Genomic DNA, 16,456 nt, shown 5'->3' with positions numbered 1-16,456 from the left:
ATCATTGTCGATCAAGGCCTCGGCCCACAAACCAGGGGCGGTCGGCGCCCCGCTTAGGGTGGTGCGTCATGACATGGCTGATCACCGGCGGAGCCGGATACATCGGGGCACACGTGGCACGGGCGATGGCGGGCGCGGGCGAGCGCGTCGTCGTCCTCGACAACGTGACGTCGGGGGTGCCCGAGCGGCTGCCGGCCGAGATCCCGCTGGTGCGCGGGTCGGCCACGGACGCGGAGCTGGTGGCCCGGGTGTGCGCCGAGCACGAAGTGACCGGTGTCGTGCACCTGGCCGCCCAGAAGCAGGTCGGCGAGTCGGTCGAGCGGCCCGAGCTCTACTACCGGGAGAACGTCGGCGGGCTCGCCACGCTCCTGGAGACGGTCGCCGGGGCGGGCGTGCGCCGCTTCGTCTTCTCGTCGTCCGCGGCCGTCTACGGCAACCCGGACACCGGCCTCATCACCGAGTCGACGCCGTGCGCGCCCGTGAACCCGTACGGCGAGACGAAGCTCGCGGGCGAGTGGCTGGTGCGGGCGGCGGGCCACGCGCACGGGATGGCGACGGTCTGCCTGCGCTACTTCAACGTGGCGGGCGCCGCCGAGCCCGCCCTCGCGGACATCGGCGTCTTCAACGTGATCCCGATGGTCTTCGACCGGCTCACGCGCGGCGAGGCCCCGCGGATCTTCGGCGACGACTACCCGACGCCGGACGGCACGTGTGTCCGTGACTACGTCCATGTCATGGACCTCGCGGAGGCGCATCTGGCGGCGGCGCGCAGGCTGGCGCGGCCGGACGCGAGCGGCGATCTGACGCTCAACATCGGCACCGGCCTGGGTGTCTCGGTCCGCGAGCTGGTGGACGTGATCGCCGAGGTGTCCGGGGACCGCAGGCCCGCGCTCGTCGAACCGCGCCGACCCGGTGACGCGCCGCGCGCCGTCGGCTCGTCCGCGCTCGCGGAGAAGGAGCTCGGGTGGACGGCGTCACGCGGGGTACGCGAGATGGTCGAATCGGCCTGGGCCGGATGGTGTCTTCGACACCCCGAGGCGACCTCGAAGTGATCTTGCCACCGCCCTGACCTGCGTACTTGCGGACGAGCATTTACGCAGGTCAGGGCACATGACAACGGTGTTCAGTGCAGTGTTTGCAGATACCCCCTACCCGTAGTTCACTGTGATCGCCGCCCGGTTCCGGGCGGTGCGGCGAACCGATGCGGAGGACGGTTTCATGGGGGCCGGACACGACCACGGGCACAGCCACGGACCCACGACGGGGACGGCCGCCGCCGCCCACAAGGGACGGCTGCGCATCGCCCTCGCGATCACGCTGACCGTGATGGTGGTGGAGATCGTCGGTGGCCTCGTGGCCGACTCGCTCGCCCTGATCGCGGACGCGGCCCACATGGCGACGGACGCGCTCGGCCTGGTGATGGCGCTGCTCGCGATCCACTTCGCGAACCGCCCGGCGAGCGATCAGCGCACCTTCGGGTACGCGCGCGCCGAGATCCTGGCCGCGCTCGCCAACTGCCTGCTCCTGCTGGGCGTCGGGGGCTACGTCCTGTACGAGGCCGTTCAGCGCTTCATGGAGCCGGCCGAGACGGCGGGCGGCCTGACGATCGTCTACGGCCTGATCGGCCTGGTCGCGAACATGATCTCGCTCTCCCTCCTGGTGAAGGGGCAGCAGGACAGCCTGAATGTACGGGGCGCCTTTCTGGAGGTGGCCGCGGACGCCCTCGGTTCCGTCGCGGTGCTCATCTCGGCCGCGATCATCCTCACCACCGGCTGGCAGGCCGCCGACCCGATCGCGTCCATCGTCATCGGCCTCATGATCGTCCCGCGCACGGTCAAGCTGTTGCGCGAGACCCTGAACGTGCTCCTGGAGTCCGCCCCCAAGGGCGTCGACATGGCCCAGGTCCGGGCGCACATACTCGCTCTCCCCGGCGTCGAGGACGTCCACGACCTCCACGCCTGGACCATCACCTCGGGCATGCCGGTCCTCTCCGCGCACGTGGTCGTCGCCGCCGACGTGCTCAGCGGCATAGGGAACGAGAAGATGCTCCACGAGTTGCAGGGCTGCCTGGGCGATCACTTCGACGTCGAGCACTGCACGTTCCAGCTGGAGCCGACCGGTCACGCGGAGCACGAGGCGAAGCTCTGCCACTGATCACGGCCCGGTTGTCCCGTTCCGATGATCACGTTCGGTGGTATTCTGGCCATCGCTCTTTGAGGAGGTGGGTTGATGACTGTCGTCGCGGTGACCGCTGCCGTGCGCAGCGACAGGCGCATCCCCACTTCCCGGGCCCTCTTCGGCTGAGCCACCCCTTCTCGCGTGGTCGGCCGGGCCCCTTCACTCAAAGGCTCTTACGTTGACCGACGACAACGTCGTACGCGATTCCTTCTTCGCCCTGCACCACGGACTGCCCCGACAGGGCCCCGGCTCCGACGCCACGACCCGGCGTCTCCTCTCCTTCGTGGGGGAACTGCCCTCCCGTCCGCGCATCCTCGACCCGGGCTGCGGTCCGGGCCGCTCCGCGCTGCTGCTCGCCGCCGAGACCGGTGGCGAGGTGACGGCCGTGGACCTGCACGAGACGTTCCTCGACGAGCTGCGGGCCGCCGCAGCCGAGCGGGGGCTCACCGACCGTGTCCACTGCGTCAATGCGGACATGGGTGAACTCCCCTATCAGGATGGTTCGTTCGACCTGATCTGGGCCGAGAGCTCGGCCTACAGCATCGGGTTCGACACCGCGCTCGCCCGCTGGAGGCGACTCCTCGCCCCCGGCGGGGCGCTCGTGCTCACCGAGTGCGAGTGGACGACCGAGGACCCGTCACCGCAGGCGCGTGCCTTCTGGGATGCGGAGTACGCGCTGCGCACGAACGACGAGAACCTGCGGGCGTGCACGGCCGCCGGGTACTCCGTGCTCGGCGTGCACCGGCAGCCCGAGTCCGACTGGGACGAGTACTACGGGCCGCTCGCCGAGCGTACCGACGAGGCCGATCCCGGGCGTCCCGGCATGGCCGAGGCGCTCGCGGGCACGCGCGCGGAGCTGGCCATGCGCCGCGAGCACGGCGCCGAGTACGGCTACACGGGCTACGCGCTGCGGCCCGCCGACCGGTGGCCCACGCGCCCCGAGACCGACGCCGACCGGGCGGCCGTGCACGCCGTCAACGCCGCCGCGTTCCCCACCGAGGCCGAGGCCGGTCTCGTGGACGCGCTGCGGCGGGACACCGGTGCGTGGCTGGAGGGTCTGTCGTACGTCGCCGAGGCGCCGGACGGCACGGTCGTCGCGCACGCGCTGATCACCCGCTGCACGGTGGACGGCGAGCCGGCGGCGGCGCTCGCGCCCTGTGCCGTGCTGCCCGGGCACCAGCGCACGGGGGCCGGTTCCGCCGTCGTGCGCGCGGTGCTGGACGCGGCCCGCGCGCGCGGGGAGCGGCTCGTGCTGGTTCTCGGGCATCCCGAGTACTACCCGAGGTTCGGCTTCGCGCCCGCGTCGGGGTACGGCATCAGGCCCGGCTTCGAGGTGCCGGACGAGGCGATGATGGCGCTCGTCCTGACCGATGACGAAGGATCCCCGCAGGTCCCGGCGGGCACCATCGTCTACCCGGCCGCGTTCGGCGTCTGACCGGCGCCTACCGTGGTCCCGCCCGGCCCTCGCGGCCGGGCGGGACACCCGGGGCGCGGCACGGACCGTGACTGTCCGTCCCATACCGTCCCGTACGGCAGACTTGGGGTTCGAGGACCGAAGCGAAGGATGGGTATGCCGACCACACCTGCCACCGCGGCGAACAGTTCGTCGAACGGCACCGGAGAAGCGATCTTGCTGGAACTCGTCGACGAGGACGGCAGGACGATCGGCACCGCGGAGAAGCTCGCCGCTCACCAGGCGCCGGGGCAGCTGCACAGAGCGTTCTCGGTCTTTCTCTTCGACGAGCAGGGCCGACTGCTGCTCCAGCAGCGGGCGCTGGGCAAGTACCACTCCCCCGGTGTGTGGTCGAACACCTGCTGCGGACACCCGTACCCGGGCGAGGCCCCGTTCGCGGCCGCGGCCCGGCGCACCTTCGAGGAGCTGGGGGTCTCGCCGTCGCTGATGGCGGAGGCCGGCACCGTGCGCTACAACCACCCGGACCCGGACTCGGGCCTGGTGGAGCAGGAGTTCAACCACCTCTTCGTGGGCATGGTGCAGGCGCCGCTGAACCCGGACCCGGAGGAGATCGGGGCGACGGCGTTCGTGACGGCCGACGAGCTGGCCGAGCGGCATGCCGAGGACCCGTTCTCCTCGTGGTTCATGACCGTGCTCGACGCGGCGCGGCCCGCCGTCAAGGAGCTGACGGGCCCGTCGGCCGGCTGGTGACGCTCAGGCGAGCGCGGATTTGAGGGGCAGGGCGGCCCAGATCACCTTGCCCCCGCTCGCCGTGTGGTCGACCTGGCAGACGCCGCCCGCCTCCGCGGTGATCTCGCGGACGAGGAGCAGGCCGCGGCCGCCCGTCTGACCGCTGGTCGCCTCCAGTGCCGTGGGGCGGTAGGGGTGCTCGTCCTCCACGGAGACCCGCACCCACTCCGCGCCCACGGCGACCTCCACGGCGAGCATGGGCGAGAGCAGTGCGGCGTGTTTGACCGCATTGGTGACCAGCTCGGAGACGATCACCAGCAGCCCGTGCACCAGGTCGTCCGACGCGGGAACGCCCTGCCGGGACAGCAGTTCGCGCACCGCCCGGCGGGCCTGCGGCACGGAGGCGTCGACCGCCTGCGCCGTGAACCGCCAGACCCCCTCGTACGGCAGCGGCCCGCCCGCGGCATGCTCGGGGGGCGCGCTCCCGTGGTCGCTCATCGTCCCGTCCCCGCCCTTGCGCTCGATTGTCACCACGCTCCGAGTGTTGGGAATCCGCTGGTCCGGACCGCATGACTGACCAGAAGTCAGCGAGTATCGACGGAATTTGACCATTGCCGTATGGCACCGTCGGATGTGCGATCGATCCTGTCCCGGTTGTTCCGCTTTCGGGTGCTCTTCAGCTTGTTGTACGAGCCTTGCGACCCCTTCTTGATCGACCGCGGGTCGCGCTGGATAGCATCCGGCCCATGTCCCCTGCTCCCGCCGCCGATCCCGCTCTGACGCACTCCGTGACCGACGGGGTCGCCACCGTCGTCATCGACCACCCGGCCAAGCGCAACGCCATGACCGACACCATGTGGGCCGCGCTGCCACCGCTGCTCGACGCGCTCGCGACGGACCCCGCCGTGCGGGTCCTCGTCCTCACCGGCGCCGGTGACAGCTTCTGTGCCGGGGCCGACATCTCCACCCTCGGCGGGGACGCGGGCGCCGCGCAGAAACTGGCGGTCTCGGCGGAGGACGCGCTGGCCGCCTTCCCGAAGCCGACGCTGGCCGCGATCCGCGGCTTCTGCGTGGGCGGCGGCTGTCAGCTGGCGGCGGCCTGCGATCTGCGGTTCGCGGCCGAGGGCAGCCGGTTCGGCGTGACGCCGGCGAAGCTCGGCATCGTGTACCCGGCCTCCTCGACGCGCCGGCTCGCCGCACTGGTGGGGCCGGCGACCGCCAAGTACCTGCTGTTCTCGGGCGAGTTGATCGGCGCGGAGCGGGCCCTGCGCACCGGGCTCGTCGACGAGGTGCTGGGCGAGGCCGAACTGGACGCGCGGGCAACCGAGTTCACACGGGTGCTCGTGAGCCGCTCGCAGCTGACGCAGGCGGCGGCCAAGGAGTTCACCACGGGCCGCACGGACCGGGACGCGTACTGGGCCGAGCAGGCGCGCGGCAGCGGCGACACGGCGGAGGGCGTCACCGCGTTCATGGAGCGCCGGGCGCCGCGCTTCAGCTGGACCGTGGGACCCGCGAGCCCGGTGCGGCCCGCGGAGTCCTGAACATCTCCACAAGATGGTCCGGCCCCCGTACTCCCGTACGTACCGACCGGTCAGTAACGTGCAGGTATGACTCCTGACCCGCGCCTGCGCGCCGCCCGCCGCTGTCACAACGTGCTCAATCCGTTCCACTCGACGCACTACTTCTCGCCGGACCTGGGCCGGCAAATGGCCGCCATCGGTGTCACGGACCGCAGCGCCGCCTACTTCGCGGCGCGTTCCGCGCCCATGGGAGCCGTCGGCGCCGGGACCGTGACGGCCACCTTCTACAACTTCAAGCACGAGCTGGTGGCCCGGCACGTGCCCCAGGTGTGGCAGACCGCTTCGCCCCAGGATGCCCTCGCTGCACGCGCGCGTGCCGTCGACGCGACACTGCGCCGGCTGCTCGGCGCGGAGGCGCTCGCCTCCAAGGAGATGGCCGAGGCCGCCGAGCTCGCCCTGCGCGCGGCGGAGGCGTGCGCCCGCCAGGCCCGCCCCCTGTACGCCGCGCACGCGGACCTCCCCGTTCCCGAGGAGGCGCACATGGCGTACTGGCACGCGGCCACGCTGCTGCGCGAGCACCGCGGCGACGGCCACCTCACCGCGCTGCTCGGCGCCGGTCTCGACCCCGTGGAGGCCCTCGTCAGCCATGTCGCGACCGGCAAGGGCATGGCCCCCAGGTTCCTGCTCGCCACGCGCGGCTGGAGCACGGACGACTACGACGCGGCGGCGCAGCGGCTGCGGGCGCGGGGACTGCTCACCGCGGACGAGGAGCTGACGCTCACCGAGGAGGGCGTGCGGCTGCGGGCCGAGATCGAGGAGCGGACCGACGTCATGGACCGCGCGCCGTACGACCACCTCGGCGACGCGGGCGTGTCCCGCCTGACCGAGCTCGCGACAGCGTTCATCGGCACTGCGCTCGGCAACGGTGCTTTCCCCGACGATCTGATCGGCAAGGCCGCCTGAGGTCTCGGCCCGGCGGGGCGTGGGTACTCGGCGATCTCGAACGGTCCCGGACACCGTGTCCGGGAGAGACGAGAGGAGCCCTCATGTTCCGTGCCATCGCCGACGTCCTGCGCCAGATCGCGGGCGCGATCGCCACGGTGGTGACGCTGCCGTTCCGCGCGCTCGCCCGGCTCTTCGGCGGCGCCTCGCGCTCCGGCCGTACACGCCGGGTATGACCGGCGGTGCGGTGCCCTGATCCCCCGTTGTCGGTGCCACCTGCCACAATTGCCGCGCAACCTCATTCGACTTAGGCGGTACGGGATCGTGGCGACACCCACTCTTGGGTCCATCGAAGGCAGGATTGCCGAGGAACTCGGCGTACGGGAGCGGCAGGTGAAGGCCGCCGTCGAGCTGCTGGACGGCGGCTCGACGGTGCCCTTCATCGCCCGCTACCGCAAGGAGGCGACGGAGTCGCTGGACGATGCCCAGCTGCGCACCCTCGAGGAGCGGCTGCGGTATCTGCGCGAGCTGGAGGAGCGGCGCACCTCCGTCCTCGACTCGATTCGCGAGCAGGGCAAGCTCACCGAGGAGCTGGAGGCACAGATCCTCGCCGCCGACACCAAGGCGCGCCTGGAGGACATCTACCTCCCCTACAAGCCGAAGCGGCGCACCAAGGCGCAGATCGCGCGCGAGGCAGGGCTCGAACCGCTCGCGGAGGGCCTGCTCGGCGACCCGACGGTGGACCCGCAGGCCGCCGCGGCCGCGTTCGTGGACGCCGACAAGGGCGTCGCGGACCCGCAGGCCGCGCTCGACGGGGCCCGCGCGATCCTCACGGAGCGCTTCTCCGAGGACGCGGACCTCATCGGCGAACTGCGCGAGCGCATGTGGGTGCGCGGCCGGCTCGCGGCGAAGGTGAAGTCCGGCAAGGAGGAGGCGGGCGCCAAGTTCGCCGACTACTTCGACTTCGCGGAGCCCTTCAAGCAGCTTCCCTCGCACCGCATCCTGGCGATGCTGCGCGGCGAGAAGGAGGACGTCCTCGAGCTGGTCCTGGAGCCGGAGGAGCCGGTCGAGGAGGGCCCTTCCTCCTACGAGCCCATCGTGGCCGACCGGTTCGGGATCAGGAACCAGGGGCGCCCGGGCGACAAGTGGCTGCAGGACACGGTCCGTTGGGCCTGGCGCACCCGCATCCTCGTCCACCTCGGCATCGACCTGCGGCTCCGGCTGCGGACGGCCGCCGAGGACGAGGCGGTCAAGGTCTTCGCGGCGAACCTGCGGGACCTGCTGCTCGCCGCCCCCGCGGGCACGCGCGCGACGCTGGGCCTCGACCCCGGCTTCCGTACGGGCGTGAAGGTCGCGGTCGTCGACGCGACGGGCAAGGTCGTGGCGACGGACGTGATCCACCCGCACGTCCCGGCGAACCGCTGGGACGAGGCGATCGCCAAGCTGGCGAAGCTCTCCAAGGAGCACGCGGTCGACCTGATCGCGATCGGCAACGGCACGGCGTCGCGCGAGACCGACAAGCTCGCCGGTGAACTCATCACCAAGCACCCGGAGTTGAAGCTCACCAAGGTGATGGTGAGCGAGGCGGGCGCCTCCGTGTACTCGGCCTCCGCCTTCGCCTCGCAGGAACTGCCCGACATGGACGTGTCGCTGCGCGGCGCCGTCTCCATCGCGCGTCGTCTGCAGGACCCGCTCGCCGAGCTGGTGAAGATCGACCCGAAGTCGATCGGTGTCGGCCAGTACCAGCACGACCTGAGCGAAGTGAAGCTGTCGCGTTCGCTGGACGCCGTGGTCGAGGACTGTGTGAACGGGGTGGGGGTGGACGTGAACACCGCGTCCGCACCGCTCCTCGCGCGCGTGTCCGGCATCGGCGCAGGTCTCGCGGAGAACATCGTGGCGCACCGCGACGCCAACGGCCCGTTCGGCAACCGCAAGGGCCTCAAGGACGTCGCCCGGCTCGGCCCGAAGGCGTACGAGCAGTGCGCGGGCTTCCTGCGCATCCGGGGCGGCGACGACCCGCTGGACGCGTCGTCCGTGCACCCCGAGGCGTACCCGGTGGTGCGGCGCATGGCCAAGTCGACCGGTGGCGAGGTCGGTTCGCTCATGGGCGACACCGGGACGCTGCGCTCGCTCAAGGCGGCCGACTACGTGGACGACACGTTCGGTCTGCCGACCGTGACCGACATCCTGAAGGAGCTGGAGAAGCCGGGACGCGACCCGCGGCCCGCGTTCAAGACGGCCACCTTCAAGGAGGGCGTGGAGAAGCTCTCCGACCTGGAGCCGGGGATGATCCTGGAGGGCGTCGTCACGAACGTCGCCGCCTTCGGGGCGTTCATCGACATCGGTGTGCACCAGGACGGGCTCGCGCATGTCTCGGCCCTGTCCCGTACGTTCGTCAAGGACCCGCGCGATGTCGTGAAGCCCGGCGACATCGTGAAGGTGAAGGTCCTGGAGGTCGACGTGCCGCGCAAGCGGATCTCGTTGACCTTGCGCCTGGACGACGAGAAGCCGAGTGCCTCCGGTGGTGATCGCGGAGGTCGTCAGCGTCCGCCGCAGCAGAAGTCCCGGCAGCAGGGTGGCCGGGGGAACTCCGGTGGCGGGGGCGGTAAGCGGCCCGCGCCCGCGCCGGCCAATTCCGCCATGGCCGACGCGTTGAAGAAGGCCGGGTTGGCGTAGCGCCGTCGGAGTGATGAGCGGGGGGAACCGCGGGCTCGTCGTGGCTGAGCGCGCAGTTCCCCGCCCCCCTTACGGGGCGCTCACCTTCCCTGCGCTCATTTCGAAGCGCCTGGTGGTGTGCACCGCGTCGAGCATCCGCCTGTCGTGGGTGACCAGGAGCAACGTGCCCGCGTAGGACTCCAGGGCCGATTCGAGTTGCTCGATCGCCGGGAGGTCAAGGTGGTTCGTCGGCTCGTCCAGGACCAGGAGGTTGACGCCCCTGCCCTGGAGGAGGGCGAGGGCGGCGCGGGTGCGCTCGCCCGGTGACAGGGTCGCGGCCGGGCGCAGCACGTGGTCCGCCCTGAGGCCGAACTTGGCCAGCAGGGTGCGGACCTCGGCCGGTTCGGTGTCGGGGACCGCCGCGCCGAACGCGTCGAGCAGCTTCTCCGTGCCGTGGAAGAGGGCGCGGGCCTGGTCGACCTCGCCGACCACGACGCCCGAGCCGAGCGTCGCGTGCCCCGAGTCGAGGGGGACACGGCCGAGGAGCGCGGCGAGCAGGGTCGACTTGCCGGAGCCGTTCGCACCGGTGATGGCGACGCGGTCCGCCCAGTCGATCTGGAGCGTGACGGGGCCGAAGTGGAAGTCCCCGCGGCGCAGCTCGGCGTCGCGCAGTGAGGCCACCACCGCGCCCGAGCGGGGCGCGGCCGCGATCTCCATCCGCAGCTCCCACTCCTTGCGGGGCTCGTCGACGACGTCCAGGCGCTCGATCATGCGCTGGGTCTGGCGCGCCTTCGCGGCCTGCTTCTCGCTGGACTCGCTGCGGAACTTGCGGCCGAGCTTGTCGTTGTCGGTGGCCTTGCGGCGGGCGTTCTTGACGCCCTTGTCCATCCAGGAGCGCTGCATCTGGGCGCGGCCTTCGAGGGCCGCCTTCTTGTCGGCGTACTCGTCGTACTCCTCGCGCGCGTGGCGGCGGGCGACGTCGCGCTCCTCCAGGTAGGCGTCGTAGCCGCCTCCGTAGAGGTTGATCTGCTGCTGGGCGAGGTCGAGCTCCAGCACCTTGGTCACGGTGCGGGTGAGGAACTCGCGGTCGTGGCTGACGACGACGGTGCCCGCGCGCAGGCCGCGCACGAACGTCTCCAGGCGCTCCAGGCCGTCCAGGTCGAGGTCGTTGGTCGGCTCGTCGAGGAGGAAGATGTCGTAGCGGGACAGGAGCAGGGAGGCGAGGCCCGCGCGGGCCGCCTGGCCGCCCGACAGGGACGTCATCGTCTGGTCGAGGCCGACGCTCAGGCCGAGCTGGTCCGCGACCTCCTCGGCACGCTCGTCGAGGTCGGCGCCGCCGAGGTCCAGCCAGCGCTCCAGGCTCGTCGCGTACGCGTCGTCGGCGCCGGGCGCCCCGTCGACGAGGGCCTGGGTGGCCTCGTCCATCACGCGCTGGGCCTCGGCGACGCCGGTACGGCGAGCCAGGAATTCACGGATCGTCTCGCCGGGGCGGCGCTCCGGCTCCTGCGGGAGGTGGCCGACGGTCGCGGTCGGCGGGGAGAGGCTCAGGTCGCCCTCCTCCGGCACGGCGAGACCGGCGAGGAGGCGGAGCAGGGTCGACTTCCCGGCCCCGTTGGCTCCGACGAGGCCGATCACGTCGCCGGGGGCGACGACGAGGTCCAGGCCGGCGAAGAGCGAGCGGTCGCCGTGCCCCGCGGCGAGGTTCTTGGCTACGAGAGTGGCAGTCATCAGGGCGTTGATCCTAATCGGACACCGGAGCGCATGAGTCCGGCGAGCTCGTACAGGGCGAGGGAGCCCGCGACGGCGGCATGCGGGTTCATCGTCGTACGGCGATCAGCGGCTCGCCGGGGCCGGTGAGGACCGAACGGGTGGTCAGCGCGCCATCGGCGCCACCAGCACGCTCCCGGTGGTGCGTGCCACGAGGAAGGATTCTCCCTTGGTCGCCTTGTTGTCGAGCGAAATCCGGTGCCGGCCCGGGTCGAGCACGTCGTCGAAGACGTCGTAGGTGTGGGTGCGGTAGAGGCGGTCGAGGCGGTAGGCGGTGAGCCGGACGCGGCAGGTGGAGGTGACTTCGAGGCCGGCCTCGCCGTCGGCGGCGACGAGGCGGGTGAGGCGGCGCTGTTCCTGGGCGCTGCGGTCGAGGGCCGCCTCTATCTGGGCGACCAGGAGCGGGATGATCGGGGCGAGTCCGTCGACGTAGGCGACGTCGGCTCCGGCGCGTTCGAACTCCCTTCGGACGGCGGCCCGTTGAGCGTCGTCGACGGCGCGGCCGAAGGCGACGGCTCCGTAGGCGCGCAGCTCCTCGGGGGGAACGCCGGTCGCGTCGTGAGTGATGTCGGCGCCGATCCCGATGGTGCGCAGGGCGGCGGCGAGCTTGGCGAGGACCGCGACGCGGGCTCCGATGAGCAACACCCTTCTGCGGGACGTGGGTTGAGCCGGATGGTGCAGCAACTGGCCCAGTGCGGTGCGGTATTCGTCGCCGTGGAAGCGGAACGGACCGATGCCGTGGTAGCCGTTGAGCTCCAGGTCGGCGTGTTCGTCGGTCTGCCACGCGAAGTCGCGCCACACGTAGTCGTCGCTGCCGTCGCCGGCCTTCTCGATGACGGCGGTGACGGCCCCGCACTCCAGGCCCTCGCACTCGGGGCAGCCGTATATGACGTAGCGCCCCTCGGCGAGCGGGGCGTCGGCCTCCAGGAGCAGGCTTCTGACGTGGTCGGTGAAGATGGCGGGCGGGATGTCGGCGGCCAACGGGGACACGGCGTCGAGGTCGGAGAGCTGGAACAGCAGCGGGCGTCCGTCGACGATGAAGTCCACGAAGTCCCGGTGGACTTGGTAGTCACCGTTGGCCAGAACACCCCCGGCGCGCATCGCCGGGGCCAGGCCGAAGGTCGCGTACTCGGCAGACATGGTGTGAGTATCCCCACCCCGCACCCGCGTTGAGCACGGCATGACACATTCCGCTACCGTCCGGGCGTGGACAGTGAGGCGAGCGGTGACGTGATCGTGGTCGGCGGCGGGGTCATGGGGATGGCCACCGCCCTGGTTCTGGCGCGGAGCGGGCGGCGCGTGCGGGTGTGGTCGCGCGAGCCCGCCGAGCGCACCACCTCGGCGGTTGCGGGGGCGCTGTGGTGGCCGTACCGGATCGATCCGGTGGAGCGGGTGGGTCCGTGGTCGCTACAGTCGTTGCGGCGGTACGCGGAGTGGGCGCGGCGGCCGGAGGAGACCGGCGTACGCATGGTCGAGGGCGTACACGCGGGCACGCGGCTTGCCGGGCTCGGGGAGTGGGCCGGTGAGGTGGCGGGCCTGCGGGACACGGCGGAAGGGCTCGCGGCGCGGCTGCCGTTGATCGACATGCCGGTTCATCTGGCCTGGCTGCGTGGGGAGTTGGCGGCGGCGGGGGTCGAGGTGGAGCTGCGTGAGGTGCGGTCGCTGGACGAGGCGGTGCGGGTCGCTCCGGTGGTCGTGAACTGTTCCGGGCTCGGGGCGCGGGAGTTGGTGCCGGACGCCGCCGTGCGGCCGGTGCGGGGGCAGCTGGTGATCGTGGAGAACCCGGGCGTGCGCACGTGGTACACGGCTGCCGACGAGGCGTCGGACGCGACCACGTACTTCTTTCCGCAGCCGGGAGGCCGGCTGTTGCTCGGCGGCACCGCGGAGGTCGACGCCTGGTCGCTGGAGCCTGATCCCGGGGTGGCGGAGGCGATCGTGAAGCGGTGTGCGGCGGTGCGGCCGGAGATCGCGGGGGCGCGGGTGGTGGGGCATCGGGTGGGGTTGCGGCCGGCGCGGCCGGGCGTGCGGGTCGAGCGTGAAGTCGTCGGCGGTGGACGGGTGTTGGTGCACAACTATGGGCACGGTGGGGCCGGCGTGACGGTGGCGTGGGGGTGTGCGGAGGAGGCCGCGGGGTTGGTGGTGGGGCCGGCGGGGCCGCGGTAGGCGAACCGCCGCGGCCCCGCCGGGATCGGAGCTCACTCCTCGTGGTGATGCAGTCCGATGGGGTCGCCCTCCGTCTCCAGACTGTCGCCGGGGCCGATGCGGATCTCGAACTCGCCGCCGTACTTCTCGTGCCCGGCGACGACCGCCGCCTCGACGACCTCGGTGCCCATGTCGCCGCGGACGATGAGCGGGTCCTGGCGCAGGTCGCGCATGAGGGCCACGCACATGCCGATCATCACCAGGGTGAAGGGCGCGGCGACGAGGATCGTGAGGTTCTGCAGTCCGGTGAGCGCGTTGTCGGAGCCGTCGCCGATCAGGAGCATGACCGCGGCCACGGCACCGGTCACCACGCCCCAGAAGATGACGACGAAGCGGCCGGGTTCCAGCGCGCCCTTCTGGGACAGCGTGCCCATCACGATCGACGCGGCGTCCGCGCCCGACACGAAGAAGATGCCGACGAGGATCATGACCAGCAGGCTCATCACCGTGGCGAGGGGGAACTGGTCCAGAACGCCGAAGAGCTGGGCCTCCGGAGTGGTCGCGTCACCCAGTTGCCCGCTCTCCTGCATCTTCATCGCCGTACCGCCGAAGATCGCGAACCAGATCAGGCTGACCGTGGAGGGGACGAGGATGACGCCGCCCACGAACTGCCGGATCGTGCGGCCGCGGCTGATGCGCGCGATGAACATGCCGACGAAGGGCGTCCAGGAGATCCACCAGGCCCAGTAGAAGACCGTCCAGCTGCCGAGCCAGTCGGCGACGCCCTTGCCGCTGGACGCCTCGGTGCGGCCGATGAGCTGCGGCAGGTCGCCGAGGTAGGCGCCGAGCGAGGTGGGCAGCAGGTCGAGCACGATGATGGTCGGGCCCGCGATGAAGACGAAGATCGCCAGGATCAGTGCGAGCACCATATTGGTGTTCGACAGCCACTGGATGCCCTTCTCGACGCCCGAGACGGCGGACGCGACGAACGCGACCGTCAGCACCGCGATGATCGCGACGAGCAGGCCGGTGCTCGCGTTGTCCATCCAGTTCAGGACCTCGAAGCCGGAGCCGATCTGCAGGGCACCGAGACCGAGCGAGGCCGCGGAGCCGAACAGGGTCGCGAAGATGGCGATGATGTCGATGACTCGGCCCCACGCGCCGTGCGCGCGCTGCTCGCCGATGAGCGGCACGAAGACGGAGGAGATGGTCTGGCGGCGCCGCTTGCGGAAGGTGGAGTAGGCGATGGCGAGGCCGACCACCGCGTAGATCGCCCAGGGGTGCAGCGTCCAGTGGAAGAGGGTGGTCGCCATGGCGGTCTCCATGGCTTCGGCGTCGTCCACCGGGTCGGTGCCGGGCGGTGGTGTCGTGAAGTGCGCGAGGGGTTCGCTGACCCCGTAGAACATGAGGCCGATGCCCATGCCCGCGCTGAACATCATGGCGACCCAGGAGACCGTGCGGAACTCCGGCTCCTCGCCCTCCTTGCCGAGGGTGATCTTCCCGTACCGGCTCACGGCCAGCCAGAGCGCGAAGACGACGAAGCCGGAGGCGGCGAGCATGAAGGCCCAACCACCGTTGTGGATCAGGCCGTTGAGGGCCTTCGTGGAGACGCTTTCGAGGTTGTCGGTGGCGACGGAGCCCCAGATCACGAAGGCCAGGGTGAGCGCGGCGGTCACGCCGAACACGATCCGGTCGGTGGCGGGGCTCCGGCCGCCGGTCGCCGCCTCGTCCGCGACGGGAGCGTCGGGTGGTGGTTGCTGAGGGTTTGTCACCCTTCAGGGCCTACCACACCCGACGCTCCCTCCACCTCGTTCACCGGCTTTCAGCAGCTGGTGTCGGGCTCCCCTTCCGTCACGTGGTACTGCGCGCGGGCGTCGAGAAGCAGCGCGACCAGGGCCCGCTCGGACTGCCGCAGCGGGACGTAGGCCCCGTCACGTGTCGTGCGTACGGTGATGCCGTGCAGCGCCAACTCGTCCTTGTACTCGGCGTATTGGGCGGCGGTGAGGCGGTAGCCGCAGGGTGGGTCCTGGATGATGTCGGCGGGTTCGGCGGGGTCGTTGTCGGCGCCACCGACGTAGACCGGACCGCTGTCCCGGTACCCGGCGGCCCGGGCCGCTGCCGTGGCGGCCTCGATCCGGCCGAGCCGCTCGCCGGTGAAGGTGAACAAGCCGCCGAGCGCCGCCAGTTGGGAGTCGCGGCGGCGCCGGTTGTTCAGCGACTCGTCGGCCGCCTCCTGCGGTGTGCCGGGGTCGACGCGGCTCTCGATGAGCAGGCCGAGGGCGTGCTTGACGCCGGACATGTTGCGCAGGATGCGTTCCTGGCCGTCGCCCGCGGTCTGCTTGATCGGGTCGCCGGTGACGGGGTCGGTCCAGATGCCGTACGTGCCCGTGGAGTGCCCGGCGGCGTTGGCGGCCGGGCGGACGTACTCCTCGGACAGTTTCTCGGCCTCGTCGTGCACGGCGGTCGCGGTGTTGAGGTTGCGCGGCCAGAGGTCGAAGAGGTCCTTGTCGTAGTACTCGGGGGTGGCCCCGTACTCGTGCAGGTCGTAGATGATGTCGGGCTTCCGGTCGCGGATGACGGCGGCCGTCGCGCGGGCCTCCGCCGTCTGCAGGGCGAGGTGGTCGCGGTTGATGTCGATGCCGTCGGAGTTGCCGCGGGTGTCGGCGGCGCGGCCGTCGGGGTTGGCGGTGGGCACGACGAGGAGGGTCGTGCGGGACACGAAGCGCCGGGTCTCCTTGTCCTTGGCGTAGGCGAGGTCGCGGATCTCGGTGAGACAGGCCTCGCGGCCGGACGGTTCGTCGCCGTGCTGGCTGCAGATCAGCAGCACGGTGTTCGCCGTGCGGTGCTGCCCGATGCGGACGAGCTGGAGCGGGCGGCCCTGCTTCGTCGTGCCGATGCGGGAGACGGAGACGCGGTCGGACGCCTTGTCGACGGCGGCGAGCAGGTCCTGCTCCTCGGACTGCGACGTCCAGCGGGCGCCGTTCGTCCGCTCGAAGCCGGTGCGCGGGGCGGTGGACGTGGCCTGGGCCGGGGAGGTCACCACGAGGGGCGCGGCGAGGGTGACCGTGGTGGCGGCCAGGGCGAGGGCGCGTTTGCGGGGATTCATCGG

At 71.4% G+C, this 16,456-nt stretch carries 14 protein-coding genes; 9 read left to right on the top strand and 5 right to left on the bottom strand.

Going from position 1 to position 16,456, the window contains the following annotated elements:
• Positions 1-68: 68 nt before the first annotated feature.
• The 4 genes from galE to idi all read left to right on the top strand — a co-directional run bounded on the left by galE (position 69) and on the right by idi (position 4,342).
• A complete protein-coding gene (galE, locus tag B072_RS0134070; RefSeq protein WP_018534459.1) occupies positions 69-1,052 on the top strand; it encodes a UDP-glucose 4-epimerase GalE in 984 nt (327 codons plus the stop codon).
• Between the two features lie 166 nt (positions 1,053-1,218).
• Entirely contained in the window at positions 1,219-2,154 is a 936-nt protein-coding gene (locus B072_RS0134065; RefSeq protein WP_018534458.1) for a cation diffusion facilitator family transporter, read from the top strand.
• 202 nt (positions 2,155-2,356) lie between these two features.
• Positions 2,357-3,613 (top strand): bifunctional class I SAM-dependent methyltransferase/N-acetyltransferase, encoded by a 1,257-nt coding sequence (locus B072_RS0134060; RefSeq protein WP_018534457.1) that lies wholly within the window; start codon positions 2,357-2,359, stop codon positions 3,611-3,613.
• A 135-nt stretch (positions 3,614-3,748) separates the two neighbouring features.
• Positions 3,749-4,342, top strand: a complete 594-nt coding sequence (gene idi / locus B072_RS0134055; RefSeq protein ID WP_018534456.1) for an isopentenyl-diphosphate Delta-isomerase — start codon at positions 3,749-3,751, stop codon at positions 4,340-4,342.
• A gap of 3 nt (positions 4,343-4,345) precedes the next feature.
• On the opposite strand, the gene B072_RS0134050 is transcribed toward idi, so the two are convergent.
• Complete coding sequence (locus tag B072_RS0134050) at positions 4,346-4,819, bottom strand: ATP-binding protein (RefSeq protein WP_051127362.1); 474 nt, start codon at positions 4,817-4,819, stop codon at positions 4,346-4,348.
• A gap of 248 nt (positions 4,820-5,067) precedes the next feature.
• On the opposite strand from B072_RS0134050, the gene B072_RS0134045 reads away from it, so the two are divergent.
• From B072_RS0134045 to B072_RS0134030, 4 genes are all read left to right on the top strand, one after another.
• A complete protein-coding gene (locus B072_RS0134045; protein ID WP_018534454.1) occupies positions 5,068-5,862 on the top strand; it encodes an enoyl-CoA hydratase/isomerase family protein in 795 nt (264 codons plus the stop codon).
• Positions 5,863-5,928: 66 nt separating this feature from the next.
• Complete coding sequence (locus tag B072_RS0134040) at positions 5,929-6,804, top strand: SCO6745 family protein (RefSeq protein WP_026246578.1); 876 nt, start codon at positions 5,929-5,931, stop codon at positions 6,802-6,804.
• An 83-nt stretch (positions 6,805-6,887) separates the two neighbouring features.
• Entirely contained in the window at positions 6,888-7,019 is a 132-nt protein-coding gene (locus B072_RS49705; protein ID WP_018534452.1) for an LPFR motif small protein, read from the top strand.
• Between the two features lie 88 nt (positions 7,020-7,107).
• Positions 7,108-9,459, top strand: coding sequence for a Tex family protein (locus B072_RS0134030; RefSeq protein ID WP_026246577.1), 2,352 nt, complete (start codon positions 7,108-7,110; stop codon positions 9,457-9,459).
• A gap of 69 nt (positions 9,460-9,528) precedes the next feature.
• Here B072_RS0134030 and B072_RS0134025 read toward each other — a convergent pair whose 3' ends face one another.
• Complete coding sequence (locus B072_RS0134025; protein WP_018534450.1) at positions 9,529-11,166, bottom strand: ABC-F family ATP-binding cassette domain-containing protein; 1,638 nt, start codon at positions 11,164-11,166, stop codon at positions 9,529-9,531.
• 144 nt (positions 11,167-11,310) lie between these two features.
• On the bottom strand, positions 11,311-12,345 hold the full coding sequence (locus tag B072_RS0134020; RefSeq protein ID WP_018534449.1) for a hypothetical protein: 1,035 nt from the start codon (positions 12,343-12,345) through the stop codon (positions 11,311-11,313).
• Positions 12,346-12,411: 66 nt separating this feature from the next.
• Here B072_RS0134020 and B072_RS0134015 point away from each other — a divergent pair, with 66 nt between their 5' ends.
• On the top strand, positions 12,412-13,368 hold the full coding sequence (locus tag B072_RS0134015) for an FAD-dependent oxidoreductase (protein WP_018534448.1): 957 nt from the start codon (positions 12,412-12,414) through the stop codon (positions 13,366-13,368).
• Positions 13,369-13,400: 32 nt separating this feature from the next.
• Here B072_RS0134015 and B072_RS44775 read toward each other — a convergent pair whose 3' ends face one another.
• Together B072_RS44775 and B072_RS0134005 are read right to left on the bottom strand one after the other, a co-directional pair.
• The gene (locus tag B072_RS44775) at positions 13,401-15,032 is read right to left on the bottom strand and encodes a BCCT family transporter (RefSeq protein WP_018534447.1); all 1,632 of its coding nucleotides are present in this window, start codon (positions 15,030-15,032) and stop codon (positions 13,401-13,403) included.
• A gap of 137 nt (positions 15,033-15,169) precedes the next feature.
• Entirely contained in the window at positions 15,170-16,453 is a 1,284-nt protein-coding gene (locus B072_RS0134005) for a M14 family metallopeptidase (protein ID WP_018534446.1), read from the bottom strand.
• Positions 16,454-16,456 lie beyond the last annotated feature (3 nt).

This window comes from Streptomyces sp. HmicA12, assembly GCF_000373565.1.
Lineage (GTDB): Bacteria > Actinomycetota > Actinomycetes > Streptomycetales > Streptomycetaceae > Streptomyces.
This window is presented reverse-complemented; position numbering and strand designations above follow the sequence as displayed.

What these genes read in the sequence shown, in the direction of transcription:
- galE (WP_018534459.1), top strand. Translation starts at nt 69, where the DNA reads ATGACATGGCTGATCACCGGCGGAGCCGGATACATCGGGGCACACGTG.
- B072_RS0134065 (WP_018534458.1), top strand. Translation starts at nt 1,219, where the DNA reads ATGGGGGCCGGACACGACCACGGGCACAGCCACGGACCCACGACGGGG.
- idi (WP_018534456.1), top strand. Translation starts at nt 3,749, where the DNA reads ATGCCGACCACACCTGCCACCGCGGCGAACAGTTCGTCGAACGGCACC.
- B072_RS0134050 (WP_051127362.1), bottom strand. Translation starts at nt 4,819, where the DNA reads ATGAGCGACCACGGGAGCGCGCCCCCCGAGCATGCCGCGGGCGGGCCG.
- B072_RS0134045 (WP_018534454.1), top strand. Translation starts at nt 5,068, where the DNA reads ATGTCCCCTGCTCCCGCCGCCGATCCCGCTCTGACGCACTCCGTGACC.
- B072_RS0134040 (WP_026246578.1), top strand. Translation starts at nt 5,929, where the DNA reads ATGACTCCTGACCCGCGCCTGCGCGCCGCCCGCCGCTGTCACAACGTG.
- B072_RS49705 (WP_018534452.1), top strand. Translation starts at nt 6,888, where the DNA reads ATGTTCCGTGCCATCGCCGACGTCCTGCGCCAGATCGCGGGCGCGATC.
- B072_RS0134025 (WP_018534450.1), bottom strand. Translation starts at nt 11,166, where the DNA reads ATGACTGCCACTCTCGTAGCCAAGAACCTCGCCGCGGGGCACGGCGAC.
- B072_RS0134020 (WP_018534449.1), bottom strand. Translation starts at nt 12,345, where the DNA reads ATGTCTGCCGAGTACGCGACCTTCGGCCTGGCCCCGGCGATGCGCGCC.
- B072_RS0134005 (WP_018534446.1), bottom strand. Translation starts at nt 16,453, where the DNA reads ATGAATCCCCGCAAACGCGCCCTCGCCCTGGCCGCCACCACGGTCACC.